Annotated in this window: 10 protein-coding genes; 4 read left to right on the plus strand and 6 right to left on the minus strand. The window is 63.9% G+C overall.

Annotation, left to right across the window (positions count from 1 at the left end):
- Window positions 1-15 precede the first annotated feature (15 nt).
- Window positions 16-1,011, minus strand: coding sequence for a UDP-glucose 4-epimerase GalE (gene galE / locus FJ943_RS15870; protein ID WP_140722820.1), 996 nt, complete (start codon window positions 1,009-1,011; stop codon window positions 16-18).
- Between the two features lie 279 nt (window positions 1,012-1,290).
- Between galE and hemA the strand changes: the two genes are divergently transcribed.
- The gene (hemA, locus tag FJ943_RS15875) at window positions 1,291-2,568 is read left to right on the plus strand and encodes a 5-aminolevulinate synthase (RefSeq protein WP_140722823.1); all 1,278 of its coding nucleotides are present in this window, start codon (window positions 1,291-1,293) and stop codon (window positions 2,566-2,568) included.
- A 26-nt stretch (window positions 2,569-2,594) separates the two neighbouring features.
- On the opposite strand, the gene FJ943_RS15880 is transcribed toward hemA, so the two are convergent.
- Window positions 2,595-3,761, minus strand: coding sequence for a pyridoxal phosphate-dependent aminotransferase (locus FJ943_RS15880; protein ID WP_140722825.1), 1,167 nt, complete (start codon window positions 3,759-3,761; stop codon window positions 2,595-2,597).
- 109 nt (window positions 3,762-3,870) lie between these two features.
- Window positions 3,871-4,293, minus strand: coding sequence for a large conductance mechanosensitive channel protein MscL (gene mscL, locus FJ943_RS15885; RefSeq protein WP_015319245.1), 423 nt, complete (start codon window positions 4,291-4,293; stop codon window positions 3,871-3,873).
- Window positions 4,294-4,534: 241 nt separating this feature from the next.
- Between mscL and FJ943_RS15890 the strand changes: the two genes are divergently transcribed.
- Complete coding sequence (locus FJ943_RS15890; protein ID WP_140722828.1) at window positions 4,535-8,044, plus strand: PAS domain-containing hybrid sensor histidine kinase/response regulator; 3,510 nt, start codon at window positions 4,535-4,537, stop codon at window positions 8,042-8,044.
- 133 nt (window positions 8,045-8,177) lie between these two features.
- On the opposite strand, the gene FJ943_RS15895 is transcribed toward FJ943_RS15890, so the two are convergent.
- Both FJ943_RS15895 and FJ943_RS15900 read right to left on the minus strand, forming a co-directional pair.
- Complete coding sequence (locus FJ943_RS15895) at window positions 8,178-8,837, minus strand: response regulator transcription factor (protein ID WP_015319247.1); 660 nt, start codon at window positions 8,835-8,837, stop codon at window positions 8,178-8,180.
- Between the two features lie 122 nt (window positions 8,838-8,959).
- Window positions 8,960-9,394 carry a hypothetical protein gene (locus FJ943_RS15900; RefSeq protein ID WP_015319249.1) on the minus strand — a complete coding sequence of 145 codons (435 nt, stop codon included), beginning with the start codon at window positions 9,392-9,394 and terminating at the stop codon, window positions 8,960-8,962.
- 107 nt (window positions 9,395-9,501) lie between these two features.
- Here FJ943_RS15900 and FJ943_RS15905 point away from each other — a divergent pair, with 107 nt between their 5' ends.
- Window positions 9,502-9,852: a DUF952 domain-containing protein gene (locus FJ943_RS15905; RefSeq protein ID WP_140614728.1), complete on the plus strand. Its 351-nt coding sequence runs from the start codon at window positions 9,502-9,504 to the stop codon at window positions 9,850-9,852.
- Complete coding sequence (locus tag FJ943_RS15910; protein ID WP_140722829.1) at window positions 9,849-10,928, plus strand: quinone-dependent dihydroorotate dehydrogenase; 1,080 nt, start codon at window positions 9,849-9,851, stop codon at window positions 10,926-10,928. The genes FJ943_RS15905 and FJ943_RS15910 overlap by 4 nt, the downstream gene beginning before the upstream one ends.
- On the opposite strand, the gene FJ943_RS15915 is transcribed toward FJ943_RS15910, so the two are convergent.
- A complete protein-coding gene (locus FJ943_RS15915) occupies window positions 10,921-12,261 on the minus strand; it encodes an MATE family efflux transporter (protein WP_140722832.1) in 1,341 nt (446 codons plus the stop codon). The genes FJ943_RS15910 and FJ943_RS15915 overlap by 8 nt on opposite strands.
- Between the last annotated feature and the right edge of the window lie 57 nt (window positions 12,262-12,318).

Consider the following 12,318-nt stretch of genomic DNA (forward strand, 5'->3'; position numbering starts at 1 on the left):
CTGGGGAAAGCGCGCTCAGCCCCGCGCGGAGTTCTTGCTGGTCAGGATGCGTTCCCAGGCCAGCGCGTCGTTGACGATCTGGTCGAGATCGTCGCGCCGCGGGGTCCAGCCCAGTTCGGACCGGGCGAGATCGGAATTCGCAACCACCGCCGCGGCATCCCCGGGACGCCGGTCGCCCATCCTGACTTCGAAATCATGGCCGAAGGCGCGCCGCACGCTTTCGATCACCTCGAGCACCGAATAGCCATGGCTGTAGCCGCAATTGGCGACGAGGCTGGCGCCTCCGGCGCGCAGCCGCTGCAAAGCCAGGCGATGCGCGGCGGCCAGATCGCTGACGTGGATATAGTCGCGCATGCAGGTGCCGTCCGGCGTCGGATAGTCGGTACCGAAGACCTGCATGAAGGGTCGCTTGCCGAGCGCGGTCTCGCAGGCGACCTTGATCAGATGGGTGGCGCCCGGAGTGGACTGGCCGGTGCGGCCCTTCGGGTCGGCGCCGGCGACGTTGAAATAGCGCAGCGCCGTGTAGCGGATGTCGTGCGCAAGGCCGGCGTCGCGCAGCATCCACTCGCTCATCAGCTTGGACAGGCCATAGGGCGATTCCGGCGCCAGGCGGGCATCCTCGCGCACCGGCTCCAGCCCGGCGCCGCCATAGACGGCGGCTGTCGAGGAGAAGATGAAATTCGGCACGCCTTCGCGGACCGCGGTTTCGATCAGCGTGCGGGTCTTCGAGGTGTTGTTCTCGTAGTAGGCGAGCGGATCGGCTACCGATTCCGGCACCACGATGGAGCCGGCGAAATGGATAATGGCGTCGACATGATTGTCCTGGATGATCCCGCCGACCAATTCCTTATCGGCGACATCGCCGACAATCAGCTTTGCCTCCGGCGCCACTGCCCATTCGAAGCCGGTGGAAAGGCGGTCGAGAACGACCACGCTTTCGCCTGCATCCAGCAATTCCCAGACCATATGGCTGCCGATATAGCCAGCGCCGCCTGTCACCAAAACCGTCATCCCAAGTCCTCGCTTACCCAAGATTTATCGGAAACTGTCTCAACAACCGCCTTACTGGAAAGCCCCGCGGATGGCCATTAGAACGAGAGGTAACCGCCGTTCACTTGATGTGGCATCGTGCGGAAACAAAAGTGATCCACTGAGCGTGTCGTGAAGTGGAATAGGCCACGATCCGCCAACGTTAGGAACAGGTGCGGGGCGTGGCATTTTGACCAAAATGGCCCGGTGGACGGCCAAAAGGCCAATGATTATGATGCCGCGCAAAATTGGGAAGTCGACATGAACTATCAGCGGTTTTTCGAGGAAGCGATCGATCAGCTCCATGCCGAGCGTCGCTACCGCGTCTTCGCCGACCTGGAGCGTATCGCGGGCAAGTTTCCGCGCGCCGTCTGGCGTTCCAACGGCCGCGCCGAGGAAATCACCGTCTGGTGCTCAAACGACTATCTCGGCATGGGCCAGCATCCTGACGTGATCGCCGCGTTCCAGAATGCGGCCGGCAAGATGGGTTCGGGCGCCGGTGGCACCCGCAACATTTCCGGCACGTCCAACCCGCTGGTCGAGCTCGAGCATGAGCTTGCCGGCCTGCATGGCAAGGAGGCGGCACTCGTCTTCACCTCCGGTTTCGTCTCCAACGAAGCCTCGATCTCGACCATCGCGCGGCTTTTGCCCAATTGCCTGATCATCTCGGACGAGCTGAACCATGCCTCGATGATCGAAGGCGTGCGGCGCTCGGGCGCCGAGAAAAAGATCTTCCGCCACAATGACGTCGCGCATCTGGAAAGCCTGCTGCAGACCGCGGGGCGCGAACGCGCCAAGCTGATCGTCTTCGAAAGCGTCTATTCGATGGATGGTGACATCGCGCCGATCAAGGAGATCGTCGAACTCGCCGAACGCTACAACGCCATGACCTATATCGACGAGGTCCACGCCGTCGGCATGTACGGACCGCGCGGCGGCGGCATCACCGAGCGCGAAGGCCTGGCCGACCGCATCGATATCATCGAGGGCACGCTGGCCAAGGCGTTCGGCACGCTGGGCGGCTACATTACCGGCACCAGCGCCGTCATCGACGCGGTGCGCTCCTACGCGCCGGGCTTCATCTTCACCACCGCGCTGCCGCCGGCGATCGCCGCGGCCGCCACCACCTCGATCCGTCACCTGAAGCGCTCGCAGGCCGAGCGCGACGCCCAGCAGCAGCAGGCGAGCCGAACCAAGCAGATCCTGTCGGCGGCCGGTCTGCCGGTGATGGAATCGCCGACACATATCGTGCCGGTACTGGTTGGCGATCCTGAACTCTGCAAGATGGCGAGCGACCGCCTGCTCGGCGTCCACGGCATCTACATCCAGCCGATCAACTACCCGACGGTGCCACGCGGTACCGAACGGTTGCGCATCACGCCGACGCCGTTCCATTCCGATGCGCTGATCGCCGAACTGCAGGACGCGCTGGTCGAAACCTGGGACGCGCTCGGCATCCCCTACGGTTCGGCGGGACGGCCCTCAGTGACCAAGAGCGACCGCATCATTCCACTGCTGGTGCCCAAGTCGGGCGGCTGAAGTCAGGTGGCGGAAGCCGCCGCCGCTCAGACAGTCTTCATCCACCTTGCCAGCCGGTTTGCCGCATCCTCGAGCTGGTCGAGCCGGCGGTGGAAGCACAGCCGCAGGAACGCGTCGCCACCGGGCCCGAAGGCGGTGCCGGGCGCCAGGCCGACATTGGCCTTGTCGACGATTTCGAAAGCGGCTGCCCGCGAGTCCGTGATGCCGTCGACGGTGAAGAACAGGTAGAAGGCGCCCTGCGGCACGGTGAAGCGCGCCTTGCCGGTTTCGCCGAGAATACCGCAGACCAGGTCGCGCGCTTGTCTCGCCCGCTCCACCTGTTCGGCGACGAAGGCATCGCCCTCGTCGAGCGCCGCGACCGCGCCGCGCTGCATGAACTGGGCCACGCCCGAGTTCGAATATTGGATCAGGTTCTCGAACACCTGCTGCAGGCTTGGATGCGTCTTGATCCAGCCGACGCGCCAGCCGGTCATCGCCCAGTTCTTGGAGAAGCTGTTGACGAACAGGATGCGGTCTTCCGCCTCCGCGATGTCGAGGAAGGACGGCGCGCGGCCGTGACCATAGTGGAACAGCGAATAGATCTCGTCGGCGATGATCCACAGGCCCTTGGCGCGGGCGAGATCGAGGATCGCCCGCAAGGTCTCGTGATCGGCGGTCCAGCCGGTCGGATTGGACGGCGTGTTGATGAACAACGCCTTCGTGCGCGGTGTGACCGCCGCCGCTATTTTCTCGACGTCGCATGACCAGCCATTTCCGGAATGGTCGAGCGTGACCGGCACCGGCACGGCACCCGCGATGGCGGCGGCGGCGTCGAAATTCGGCCATGCTGGCGACAGGTAGATCACCTCGTCGCCGGCTCCCGCAAGCGCGTCGAGCGCCAGCTGGATGGCATGCATGCCGGAGCCGGTGACGATGAATTGCTCCTCGGCGAAGGTCTTGGCGAAGTGCCTTTCGTAGTAGCGTGCCAGCGCCTGCCTGAGATCGGGAATGCCCCTCTGCCAGGTGTAGAACGTCTCACCGCCGGCCAGCGCCTTCGACGCCGCATCGGTGATGAAGGACGGCGTCGGGAGGTCGCCCTCGCCGGCCCAAAGCGGGATCAGGCCTTCGCGCAATCTGCCATAGTTGACGACGGCGACGATACCGCTTTCGGGCGCGGCCAGGGCCTCGGGGCGCAGGGTCTGGATCAAGGTCATGGGCAGGTCCATTGTCTCGGGGCGTTCGGAGGTGCTGTTTACCAGATGCGAAAACAGAAAACCCCGGCCGCGAACGACCGGGGTTTTGGTCCAGAAGAACCCTATCCGTCTATCGCCTGGCCAGCAGATCGCGGATTTCGGTCAAAAGCTGCACATCGGCCGGCGGTGGCGCGGCCGCTGGAGCCGGCTTTTCCCTTTCCAGGCGCCTGCGCATGTTGTTCACGGCCTTGACCATGAGGAAGATGATGAAGGCTAGGATGATGAAATTCAGCACCACGGTGATGAAGCTGCCATAGGCAAAAACAGCACCTTGCTTTTTGGCTTCCGCCAGCGAGGTGGCGTTGACGGCCGAGGAAAGCCCAAAGAAGTAGTTGTTGAAGTCCAAGCCGCCGAAGATCGCTCCGACAATCGGCATGATGATGTCGTTGACCAGGGAATCGACGATCTTGCCGAAGGCAGCGCCGATGATGACGCCGACGGCCAAGTCCATCACATTGCCCTTGGAAATGAATTCCTGGAATTCTTTCAGCATTCGACCCTCCTTATCATGGCGGGCCGCGCAGCCGTCCCATCCCGGAAGCACCGCCCCGGCGACACCATAACAAAAACCTCAAGTTGCAACATGGGCAAAAAGGAGAAAACAACCGGTTTCGCCTTACCCTGCGTTACCTCTTTGAAATCAGGTGCCCAAAGCCGTGATGGACTTGGCGTCCAAGCTGTGATTGCGTCTGACCCGGCCAGGTGAAAATCGGCACAGGGAGGATCTTGCCGGCGTGCAGGGCTTGTTCATCGTCATCATCGCGATCGCCTATGTGACGTTGCTGTTCGCCATCGCCAGCCTGGGCGACCGCCGCTCGGCCTTGTCAGGGCCCAGCAGGGCGCGACCTTTCATCTATGCGCTCAGCCTTGCCATTTACTGCACGTCCTGGACCTTCTTCGGCTCGGTCGGCCTTTCCTCCGAACGCGGCCTCGAGTTCCTCGGCATCTATACCGGCCCGGTGCTGGTGTTCGTGTTCGGCTTTCCCTTGCTCAACCGCATCGTGCGGCTGGCCAAGACCGAGAAGATCACCTCGGTCGCCGATTTCCTCGGCGCCCGTTACGGCAAAAGTTTCACCGTGGCCGCGATCGCCACGTTGATCGCCACGATCGGCGCCGTGCCCTATATCGCGCTGCAATTGAAGGCGATCTCCGGCTCGGTCAGCCTGATGGTCGAGCATTATACGGGCTCGCCGCCGTCCTTCGATCCGTTTGTCAGCGACATCTCGCTGGTCGTCGCCATGCTGCTTGCGCTGTTCGCGGTCCTGTTCGGCACGCGCCATGCCGATGCCACCGAACACCAGGATGGGCTGGTGCTGGCGGTGGCGGTGGAGACCGTGGTCAAGCTCGCCGCCTTCCTGGCCATCGGCCTGATGGTCACCTTCCTGATCTTCGGCGGCCCCGGCGACATGTTCGACCGGCTGGCCGAGAATGGCCAGGTGCGGCAGGCAATGGGCTATTCGACATCGCTGGCCACCTGGCTGGTGCTGACGTGCCTGAGCGGCTTCGCCATCATCCTTTTGCCGCGGCAGTTCTACGTCACCATCGTCGAGAACCGCAGCGAGGCCGAACTGCGCACCGCGACCTGGGTGTTCCCGCTGTATCTCGTGGCGATCAACCTGTTCGTGCTGCCGATCGCCTTTGCCGGCCTGACGCTGGTCGGCGCGAGGACGAGCAGCGACCTTTACGTGCTGTCGCTGCCGCTGTTCAGCGGCCACGATTTCCTGGCCATGGCCGCCTTCATCGGCGGCTTGTCGGCGGCAACCGCCATGGTCATCGTGGAGAGCGTGGCGCTGTCGATCATGATCTCCAACGACCTGATCATTCCGCTGTTCGTGCGCCGGCTGTTGCGGACGACCACCTCCGAGAACGAGGATTGGTCGACGCTCATCCTCAATGTGCGGCGGGCGTCGATCTTCATCCTTTTGTTCATCGCCTTTCTCTATTATCGCGAGAGCACCAACAGCGCCCGGCTGTCCTCGATCGGCCTGATGTCCTTCGCCGCGATCGCGCAGTTCGCCCCTGCCCTGATCGGTGGGCTGATCTGGCGCGGCGCCAATGGCCGGGGTGCGGCACTCGGCATGGTCGCCGGCATCCTGGTCTGGGGCTATACGCTGCTGGTGCCGTCGCTCGTCGCGCCCGATACAGGCATCATCGTCCACGGACTGTTCGGCTTCGAGGCACTGCGGCCGCAGGCACTGTTCGGCACCGTCGCCGAGCCGCTGAACCACGGCGTGCTGTGGAGCCTGTCGGTCAACGCGCTGTTTTTCGTCTTCGGCTCACTGTCGCGCGCGTCGGTGCCGCTGGAGCGCATCCAGGCATCGATCTTCGTGCCGCGCGAAGCCGGACCGATGCCGAGCCTGCGCCGCTTCCGCACCGCCATCACCGTCAACGACCTCAAGGATACGATCGCACGCTATCTCGGCGTCGAACGCACCGAGCGGTCGTTTCAATCCTTCGAGAAGAGCAACGGTACCTCGCTGCATGGCAACGAGCAGGCCAGCATGGACGTCATCCGCTTTTCCGAGCAGCTATTGGCCAGCGCCGTCGGCTCTTCCTCGGCACGGTTGATCCTGTCGCTGCTGTTCCGGCGCCACGACCGCGAATCCCGCGACGCCTTCCGCCTGCTCGACGACGCCACGGAAGCGCTGCAGCACAACCGCGACCTGCTGCAGATCGCGCTCGACCAGATGGAGCAAGGCATTACCGTCTTCGACCGCGATTTCCGGCTGATCTGCTGGAACCGCCAGTACCGGGCGCTGTTCGACCTGCCCGACGAGATGGGCCAGGTCGGCGTTTCGCTCGACCAGATCCTTCGCCATCTGGCCGAGCGCGGCGACATTCCCGCCGACCAGCGCGTGACGATGCTCAACCGGCTGACCAGCTTCGTCAGCCCCTGGCAGATGGAGCTGAAGACCAGCGGCCGCATCCTCGAACTGCGCTCCAACCCGATGCCTGACGGCGGCATCGTCGCCACCTATGCCGACATTTCCGGCCGCGTCGAACAGGATCTCGCGCTGAAAAGCGCCAATGAATCACTGGAGCAGCGCGTCAAGACCCGCACCATCGAACTGACTGGGGTTAACGAGGAATTGACCCGGGTCAACGAGGAACTGGCGCAGGCCCAGATGCTCGCCGAGGAGGCCAATCTCGGCAAGACGCGCTTCCTTGCCGCCGCCGGTCACGACATCCTGCAGCCCTTGAACGCCGCCCGGCTCTATTGCTCCTCGCTGATCGAGAAGGCCGGCAAGGGTCCGGCCGGCAAGGCGGCCATCAACATCGAATCCTCGCTGGAATCGGTCGAGACCATTCTCGGCGCCGTGCTCGACATTTCGCGCCTCGATGCCGGCGCCATGAAGCCGGACGATACCGCCTTCAACCTCGACGGCCTGCTCAGCCAGATCGGCAATGATTTTCGACCGATGGCCGCAGCAAAGAAGCTCGAGCTGACCATCATTGCGTCCTCACTGACCGTGATGACGGACCGCAACCTTTTGCGCCGCCTGATCCAGAACCTAGTTTCCAATGCCATCAAGTACACCCGCCAGGGCCGCATCCTGGTCGGCGTGCGGCGGCGCGGCGAACTGGCGGAAATCCAGATCATCGACACCGGCATTGGCATCGCCGGTGACAAGCTGAACACCGTCTTCCATGAGTTTACCCGACTGGACGAAGGCGCACGCGAAGCAGAAGGTCTTGGTCTTGGCCTGTCCATCGTCGACCGCATCGCCAGGGTGTTGCGGCTTGAGATCCGTATCTTCTCCAACCCGGGCAAGGGCACGCGCTTTTCCGTCATCCTGCCCGTGGCGGCCGCGCAGGTGCCGCGACGCGAGGTCGAGACCAGGGCGCCGGCCCGCGCGGCGGCTTCGCTCTCCGGCCTGCATGTGCTGTGCATCGACAATGACATCCGTATCCTCGAGGGCATGCGGCTGCTGCTCGAGGGCTGGGGCTGCAATGTCGCCACGGTGACCGGCTCGGAGGATCTGGAGAGGGCCGCGATCGACCGTCCGGACATCGTGCTTGCCGACTACCATCTCGACCGCGAAACCGGTCTCGATATCATTATCAGGCTGCGAGCCACCCACGGCGACGACCTGCCGGCCGTGCTGGTCACGGCCGACCGTTCCAACGAGGTACGAGCAGCCGCGGCAGGCCTCGACATCCCGATGATCAACAAGCCGTTGAAGCCGGCGGTGCTGCGTTCGATGATGGCCAGGTTCAGGCCGATGGTGCGGGCGGCGGAGTGACGTCGAAGCGCCTGAATCAGGCCTGGTGCTCCAGGGTTTCGAGATAGGCGCAGAACATGTCGGCGAGCGCATCGGAACAGGTCGATGCGGCGAGCCGAAGTTAAAAGTTCCGACTGAGCCAAGCAGCCGGCACTCAGCCCGCCGGCTGCAGCGGGTCGCTGCCTATCTTGGACAGCAGGATCACCGCCTGGGTGCGACTGTCGACGCCGAGCTTTTGCAATATGGCCGAGACATGCGCCTTGATCGTCGCCTCGGAGACGCCGAGTTCATAAGCGATCTGCTTGTTGAGCAGGCCCTCGGCCAGCATGCCGAGCACGCGGGTCTGCTGCGGGGTCAACGTCTGCAATCGTTTGATCAGGTCCGATATTTCGGGATCGCGTTCGACGCCGAGATCGACGCCGACAGGTGCCGCGATATCGCCGGCAAGCACCGACTGCACGGCGCCGCGGATTTCCTCCATGCTGGCCGACTTGGAGATGAAACCGGAGGCGCCGAGATCGAGCGCACGCCGTATGGTCGCCGGGTCGTCATGCGCCGACACCACGACCAGCGGCACCGCAGGATGGATACCGCGCAACGAGATCAGGCCGGAGAGGCCGCTGGCGCCGGGCATCGACAGGTCGAGCAGCACCAGATCGACATCTTCATTGGCCACGACCAGCGCCTTGGCGCTTTCGAAATCACCGGCCTCATGGATGGCGGCGACATTGCCGATGCCGGCAAGCGCCTCGCGCAGCGCGCCGCGAAACAGCGGATGATCGTCGGCGATCACGAAAGAATAGCCTGACGGCAAATGTCCCTCCCCGAATCCCCGATTTACTGCTTTTTGCGGGATCAGTTGGACGATTATGAGGGGCTGCGCACTGTTTTCAAGCGGCAAAGCCAGCGCGCCGCGTTTTCCCTCGTCTATGGCGCTCAGGTCTTCTGCGAGTTGGGCCGGGCGCCGTCGCCGCTGTCCTTGTCCATATCCTTGACGATGCCCATGAAGCTCTTCAGGAAGCGCTCCATGTAGCTCATCGTCGTGTTGAAATCCTCCTCGCTCGGCAGTTTCGATTCGAGACGGGCGGAGAGCGAATTCTCCAGCTTGGTGACGCGCTCGTCCATCGCCTTCATCGAGGCCTGCAAGCGATCGACCTCGTCCTGGTAGGCGGCGCGTTCGTCGGCCGCCATCTTGCAGACGAGCTGGCCCGAACGCTCCTCGCAGATCGACATCGCGCCGGTCTGCGTATCCATGCGGATATAGCCGGTGGCCGACTTTTCCAGCCGGTAGCGGTCCGTTTCTTCCGAATAAGCTGAAGCCGCGACCAGCGAAACGAGCGCGGCGGGGATCAAAATGTGCTGCAGACGCATGTTGTCCTCCATGGCCAAGGCCTCAAATATCGCATGTTTGCGCCGGAAATGGGGAAGACCCTTGGCGTGGCCTTCCCCGCGCGACTGGTTCGGATTATAGCGCAACCATGTCACAGATTATCTACAAGATAACTCCGCAAGCGCCTTGGCGCGAGGCCGAAGCCAAAGGCCGCTTCGCCGGAGCGCCGATCGACACCGCCGACGGCTTCATCCATTTTTCGACGGCGGCGCAGGCCAGGGAAACCGCGGCAAAGCATTTCCAGGGCCAGACCGACCTTCTGCTGGTCGCCGTCGACGAGGCCGTTCTGGGTGATGCGCTGAAATACGAAATCTCGCGCGGCGGCGCGCTGTTTCCGCACCTCTACGGCGTGCTCGACCTGAAAGCGGTGCTCTGGGTCAAGCCGCTGCCGCTTGGGGCCGACGGTACCCACCAGTTCCCGGCCCTGGAGGGGCAATGAGCGTGCTCGACCGGATCGGCCAGAAACTGCTGTTCACCTTCGATCCGGAAACCGCGCATGGCTTGTCGATCGCGGCACTGCGCTGCGGCCTGCCGGGCGGTGCGCGGACGGTACGCGATACGAGGCTGAAGGTCAGCCTTTGCGGTCTCGATTTCCCGAACCCACTTGGCATGGCGGCTGGCTACGACAAGAACGCCGAAGTACCCGACGCGCTGCTTGGCCTCGGCTTTGGCTTTGCCGAAGTCGGCACGGTGACGCCGCTGCCGCAGGCCGGCAACCCGAAGCCGCGCATCTTCCGGCTGACATCGGATGAAGCTGTCATCAACCGGCTGGGCTTCAACAATGAGGGCCATGCGGCCGCCGAAAAAAGGCTTGTGGCGCGCTTGGGGCGCGGCGGCATCGTCGGCGTCAACATTGGTGCCAACAAGGACAGCACCGACCGCGTCGGCGACTATGAGAGCGGCGTTTCCCGCTTTGCTCCTTATGCCAGCTATCTCACCGTCAACATTTCCTCGCCCAACACACCAGGCCTGCGCACCATGCAGGCGCGCGAGCAGCTCGGCGAATTATTGTCCCGGGTCAGGGCCGCGCGCACTGCAGCGTCCGCGCAGCCGCCGATCTTCCTCAAGATCGCGCCTGACCTGGTCGAGGCCGAGCTGCAGGATATCGCCGCCGAGGTCATCGAAAAGCAGATCGACGGCATCATCGTTTCCAACACAACCATTTCCCGCCCGGCGCTGCGCAGCGAGGATGCCGCGCGGGAGACAGGCGGGCTTTCGGGAAAGCCGCTATTCGAGCGCTCGACCATCGTGCTGGCCAGGATGCGCAAGCTGCTCGGGCCCGAAATGGCCATCATCGGTGTCGGCGGTGTCAACTCAATGGAGACGGCTCTGGAAAAGATCCGCGCCGGCGCCGATCTCGTCCAGCTCTACACCGGCATGATCTATGACGGACCGGCGCTGCCGGGCCGGATCGTCGCCGGAATGGCACGTTTTGCCGAGACGGAAAAACTCAGGTCGATGCGCGAGTTGCGCGACAGCCATCTCGACCGATGGGCGTCGAAGCCGCTCAGCTGAACGCGGTTTGCATCCGCAGCCGCAGAATTGTCAGCAGGCTCAATCCACGCACCAGCAGAAAGACGTGCAGCGCCGCCCACAGGCCGTGATTGCCGAAGGCGGGCGCCAGCGTGATCAGCGCGGCGGCAAAGGCGAGGAATGACAAGAGCATCATGTTGCGCATGTCGCGCGACCAGGTCGCGCCGATGAAAACACCATCCATCTGGAAGGCGAGCACACCGCTCAGCGCGGTGAACGCGGCCCAAGGCAGGTATGTGTCGGCCACGGCGCGGACCTGCTGCGACGTCGTTACGACGGCAATCAGGTTGGTGCCGGCCATGAGCAGCACCAGCGTCGCGGCACCGGCCAGACCAAGGCCCCAGAACAGGGTCAGCCGCACCGCCTGCCGGAAGGGCTGTTCGGAGCGCGCGCCGACGGCGCGGCCGGCGAGTTGTTCGGCGGCGGTGGCGAAACCGTCGAGGAAATAGCCGGCGACGAGAAAGAAGTTCATCAGCACCGCATTGGCGGCCAGCGTCACCGTGCCGAACTGCGCGCCCTGGCGGGTGAACAGCGCGAAGGCGGCGAGCAGCGAGAACGAGCGGATCATGATGTCGCGGTTGAGCGACAGCATGCGCAGGAAGGCGCCCATATCGAGCAGGCGCTGCCGAGGCAGGGGCGGGGTGGATCGGAACCGGCGAACCACGATCGCGAGACCAAGCAGCATGGCGAGGAATTCGCCGGTGACGGTTGCCCAGGCGACGCCGGAAACACCCCAGCCGAGCTCAAGGCCGAGCAGGAAGCACAGCGCGATGTTGGTGCCGTTCAGCACCAGTTGGAGGATTAAGCCGAGCCCGCCCTCGCCGCGCGCCAGCACGTAGCCGAGGATGGCGTAGTTGATCAGCGAGAACGGGGCGGCAAGCAGCCTGATCCTGATGTAGACACCCATCGCGTCGCTGACGCGTGGCCCGGCGTCCATGAACCACCGGCCGCCAACGGCGATGAGCGGTGAAAGCGCTGCCAGCACGACACCGGCAACGACCGCGATCAGCACGGCGCGCCAGAACACCGCCTGTTCCTCCAGCGCGTCGCCACGCCCGAAAGCCTGGGCGACGAGGCCGGTGGTACCCGAGCGCAGAAAATTGAAGGTGGTGAAGACGACGTCGAAAGCCAGCGCGCCGGCGGCCAGGCCGCCAAGCAAGGCGGCGTCACCGAACTGGCCGACAACAGCCGTATCGACGAGGCCAAGCAGCGGCGTCGTCAGATAGGCGAGCGTCATCGGCACGGCGATGGCAAGCACCGACCGGTTGGTGACGGAAAACGCCCTGGCTTCGGTTGGGATGGCGCCCTTGTCCAAAGGATTGCTGCCTTGCTGATTTGCGGCTTGATCGGGGAACCGATGTGCCCCATTTTC

This window comes from Mesorhizobium sp. B2-3-10, from assembly GCF_006442275.1.
In the GTDB taxonomy this organism is placed as follows: Bacteria; Pseudomonadota; Alphaproteobacteria; order Rhizobiales; family Rhizobiaceae; genus Mesorhizobium; species Mesorhizobium australicum.

Excerpts from the sequence above, each read along its gene's own strand:
- galE (WP_140722820.1), bottom strand. The coding sequence starts at position 1,011 with ATGACGGTTTTGGTGACAGGCGGCGCTGGCTATATCGGCAGCCATATG.
- FJ943_RS15905 (WP_140614728.1), top strand. The coding sequence starts at position 9,502 with ATGTCACAGATTATCTACAAGATAACTCCGCAAGCGCCTTGGCGCGAG.
- FJ943_RS15900 (WP_015319249.1), bottom strand. The coding sequence starts at position 9,394 with ATGCGTCTGCAGCACATTTTGATCCCCGCCGCGCTCGTTTCGCTGGTC.
- hemA (WP_140722823.1), top strand. The coding sequence starts at position 1,291 with ATGAACTATCAGCGGTTTTTCGAGGAAGCGATCGATCAGCTCCATGCC.
- FJ943_RS15910 (WP_140722829.1), top strand. The coding sequence starts at position 9,849 with ATGAGCGTGCTCGACCGGATCGGCCAGAAACTGCTGTTCACCTTCGAT.
- mscL (WP_015319245.1), bottom strand. The coding sequence starts at position 4,293 with ATGCTGAAAGAATTCCAGGAATTCATTTCCAAGGGCAATGTGATGGAC.
- FJ943_RS15880 (WP_140722825.1), bottom strand. The coding sequence starts at position 3,761 with ATGACCTTGATCCAGACCCTGCGCCCCGAGGCCCTGGCCGCGCCCGAA.